A 3,351-nucleotide genomic window follows, 5' to 3' on the forward strand; every position below is an offset into this window, starting at 1 on the left:
GCACCACCGGTTGCCGTCAGTCTCCCGCCGGGGCAGTCACGGCCTTCTGCGTCGCGGCCCAGGTGGCGAGCAGTTCGAGGCCGTCTCCGGAGGGTGTGCCCGGCTCGGCGGAGTAGGTCAGGACCGTCAGCGTCTCGTCGCCGGCCAGCTCGAGCGCTTCGAAGTCCAGGTCCAGCTCGCCGATGGCCGGGTGGCGGAACCGCTTGGTACCGTGGCGGTGCACGTAGACGTCCTGGGCAGCCCACCAGCCGCGGAACGACTCGCTGCGCATGGACAGCTCGCCGATCAGGTGCATCAGGTGCTGGTCATCCGGGTTCCGGGCGGCGGCGATGCGCAGCGCGGCAACCGCGGAGCGGGCCACTTGCGCCCACTCGGGGTAGAACGCCTGAGCATGCGGGTCGAGGAAGGTGAACCGCATCGAGTTCACCGGCATCACCGCGTTCGCCGCGAACATGGGCGCGTACAGGGCCATGCCCAAGGGGTTGGCGGCCAGGATGTCGAAGCGGTGGTTGCGCAGGAAGGCGGGCACCCCGGTCATCGAGTCGAGCACTCGGTGGATCGCCGGGCGGATCTCGGGTGCCTTGTCGCGGCGGGCGCGGGCGCGGGCCGGCCGAGGCCCGGCTGCGCGCGCGAGGTGGTGCAGGTGCGCGGTCTCCGTGTCGTCGAGGCGCAGCGCGCCGGCGATGGCTTCCAGGACGCTGTCGGACACGCCGTTGAGGTTGCCTCGCTCCAGGCGGGTGTAGTACTCGACGCTGACCCCGGCGAGGGCGGCGACCTCGCCCCGGCGCAGCCCGGCGACCCGGCGGCTGCCGTACGCGGGGATGCCGGCCTGCTCCGGGCTGACCTTCGCCCGGCGTGAGGTGAGGAACGCTCGTACCTCGTCACGATTGTCCATAAACCCAGGCTAGGCACCTTTCCCAGCGGGAGGGGGACCCTGTCGTTACCCCTTCCAGCAGGAACTCCCGGCAATCGGCGAACCGATGTTTGCTGGTATCAGGGTACGGAAGTCACCATCCGCCTGCTTGCCGGAACTGAAAGGAAACCATGCCCACCACTTCGCAGCTGACGCTCAACAACGGCGTCTCGCTCCCCGCGATCGGCTTCGGCGTCTTCCAGACCCCGCCGGACGAGACCCGCGACGCGGTCCAGGCCGCCCTGTCGGCCGGCTACCGGCACATCGACACCGCCGCCGCGTACGGCAACGAGCGCGAGGTCGGCGAGGCCATCGCCGAGTCCGGCGTCGACCGCTCCGAGGTCTTCATCGAAACCAAGATCTGGATCAGCGATTACGGGTACGACCAGACGCTGCACGGCTTCGACAAGAGTGCTCGCAAACTGGGCGTCGACCGGATCGACCTGCTCATCCTGCACCAGGCACTGCCGTCGGAGTTCGGCAAGACCCTCGACGCGTACCGCGCCCTGGAGAAGCTGCTGGCCGACGGCAAGGTCCGCGCGATCGGCGTGAGCAACTTCATGGTCGACCACCTCACCGACCTGCTGGACAAGGCGACGGTCGTGCCGGCGGTGAACCAGATCGAGGTGCACCCGTACTTCCAGCAACGCGAGGTGCAGGCCTTCGGTGCTCGGCACGGCATCCTGTCGCAGGCGTGGTCGCCGATCGGCGGCATCACGTTCTACCGCGACGGCGAGCACACCAGCACGCTGCAGGACCCGGTGATCGGGGAGATCGCCAAGGCGCACGGCAAGTCCCCGGCGCAGGTGATGCTGCGCTGGCACGTGCAGCAGGGCCGCTCGGCGATTCCGAAGTCGACGAAGCCGGCCCGGATCGCGGAGAACTTCGACGTGTTCGACTTCGAGCTGACCGGCGAGCAGCTCGCCGCGATCGATGCCCTGGACACCGGCAAGCGCGGCGGCCCCGAGCCGGAGGCCATCACCCTCGAGTCCTTCGGGCGCGAAATCCCCGAAGCCTGATCCACACACGGAGGAACTGCCATGCGCACCGCCAAGCTCGGTGAACTGACCGTCGCCCGGATCGGTCTCGGCGCGATGGGCATGTCGCACGGCTACAGCGGCGCCGGCAGCGACGACGCCGAGTCGATCCGCACCATCCACCGGGCGATCGACCTCGGCGTCACCCTGATCGACACCGCGGAGGTCTACGGCCCGTACGTCAACGAGGAGCTGGTCGGCAAGGCGCTCAAGGGCCGCCGTGACGACGTGGTGCTGGCCACCAAGTTCGGGCTGATCTCGCACACCGGCCGCGGTGCCGGACCGGACAGCAGCCCGGCGAGCATCCGCAGCGCGGTCGACGGCTCGCTCAAGCGACTCGGCACCGATCACATCGACCTGTACTACCAGCACCGCGTCGACCCGGACACGCCGATCGAGGACACCATGGGCGCGCTGGCGCAGCTCGTGCGGGACGGCAAGATCCGGTACGTCGGCCTGTCCGAGGCCTGGGTCGACACGATCCGTCGCGCGCACGCCGTGCACCCGGTGACCGCGCTGCAGTCGGAATACTCGCTGTGGACCCGCGACCAGGAGGAGATCCTGCCGGTGTTGCGCGAGCTCGGCATCGGCCTGGTCGCGTACTCCCCGCTCGGCCGGGGCTTTCTCACCGGCGCCCTGCGCAGCCCTGCCGACGTCGAGAAGCTGGACGACAGCGACTTCCGCAAGAACAACCCGCGCTTCACCGGCGAGAACTTCCAGCGCAACTTGCGCCTCGCCGACCAGGTGCAGGCGGTCGCCGATCAGGTCGGCGCCACCTCGGCCCAGGTGGCCCTGGCCTGGCTGCTCGCCAAGGGCGACGACGTCGTGCCCATCCCCGGCACCAAGCGGGTCAGCCGGGTGGAGGAGAACGCGGCTGCGGATGTGGTTACGCTCACGCCCGAGCAGATCGCGACCCTCACCGCGCTGCCCGTGGCCGAGGGCGGCCACCACACCGACGAGCAGATGCGGATGATCGAGCGCTGAGCCGTCCCCTCAGAACAGGTGGACCGCGCCGAACACCAGGCCGGCGGCCAGCGCGATCAGGATCAGCCCGATCAGCGCGTTGCAACGGCGATCGCGGGCCGGGCTCGCGTCCGGCGGCCGATCGAGCGTCAGGCCCACGGCGCCGCCCATCAGAGCCAGCGTCGCTGCCACTGCGATGAACATCGTCCGCCTCCTCTGGTGATGCGGCACTGACCAAAGCATGCCCAGAGAAGGTGAGTTCCGGATGCAGAATCGGTGAACTCCGGAAGTCGCGACGGCGGGGCGTCAGGGCAGCGCCAGGACGCAGAACTCGTGGCCCTCCGGGTCGGACAGGCACGTCCACGGGACGTCGCCCTGGCCGACGTCCAGGTCGGTCGCGCCGAGGGCGCGCAGCCGGGCCACCTCCGCCGCCTGGTC

At 69.8% G+C, this 3,351-nt stretch carries 5 protein-coding genes; 2 read left to right on the forward strand and 3 right to left on the reverse strand.

Translation table 11 applies throughout. From position 1 onward, the window contains the following. Positions 1-16 precede the first annotated feature (16 nt). The gene (locus AB0M20_RS33670; RefSeq protein WP_364304376.1) at positions 17-895 is read right to left on the reverse strand and encodes a helix-turn-helix transcriptional regulator; all 879 of its coding nucleotides are present in this window, start codon (positions 893-895) and stop codon (positions 17-19) included. Positions 896-1,044: 149 nt separating this feature from the next. Here AB0M20_RS33670 and AB0M20_RS33675 point away from each other — a divergent pair, with 149 nt between their 5' ends. Beyond that, positions 1,045-1,932: an aldo/keto reductase gene (locus tag AB0M20_RS33675; RefSeq protein ID WP_364304377.1), complete on the forward strand. Its 888-nt coding sequence runs from the start codon at positions 1,045-1,047 to the stop codon at positions 1,930-1,932. A gap of 21 nt (positions 1,933-1,953) precedes the next feature. Next, positions 1,954-2,934 (forward strand): aldo/keto reductase, encoded by a 981-nt coding sequence (locus AB0M20_RS33680; RefSeq protein WP_364304378.1) that lies wholly within the window; start codon positions 1,954-1,956, stop codon positions 2,932-2,934. Between the two features lie 9 nt (positions 2,935-2,943). On the opposite strand, the gene AB0M20_RS33685 is transcribed toward AB0M20_RS33680, so the two are convergent. Beyond that, positions 2,944-3,117 (reverse strand): hypothetical protein, encoded by a 174-nt coding sequence (locus tag AB0M20_RS33685; protein ID WP_364304379.1) that lies wholly within the window; start codon positions 3,115-3,117, stop codon positions 2,944-2,946. A gap of 102 nt (positions 3,118-3,219) precedes the next feature. After that, on the reverse strand, positions 3,220-3,351 hold a 132-nt coding region (locus AB0M20_RS33690; RefSeq protein ID WP_364304380.1), incomplete at its 5' end, for a VOC family protein.

The sequence above is a fragment of the Actinoplanes sp. NPDC051633 genome (genome assembly GCF_040681735.1).
In the GTDB taxonomy this organism is placed as follows: Bacteria; Actinomycetota; Actinomycetes; order Mycobacteriales; family Micromonosporaceae; genus Actinoplanes.

Excerpts from the sequence above, each read along its gene's own strand:
- AB0M20_RS33670 (WP_364304376.1), bottom strand. The coding sequence starts at position 895 with ATGGACAATCGTGACGAGGTACGAGCGTTCCTCACCTCACGCCGGGCG.
- AB0M20_RS33675 (WP_364304377.1), top strand. The coding sequence starts at position 1,045 with ATGCCCACCACTTCGCAGCTGACGCTCAACAACGGCGTCTCGCTCCCC.
- AB0M20_RS33680 (WP_364304378.1), top strand. The coding sequence starts at position 1,954 with ATGCGCACCGCCAAGCTCGGTGAACTGACCGTCGCCCGGATCGGTCTC.
- AB0M20_RS33685 (WP_364304379.1), bottom strand. The coding sequence starts at position 3,117 with ATGTTCATCGCAGTGGCAGCGACGCTGGCTCTGATGGGCGGCGCCGTG.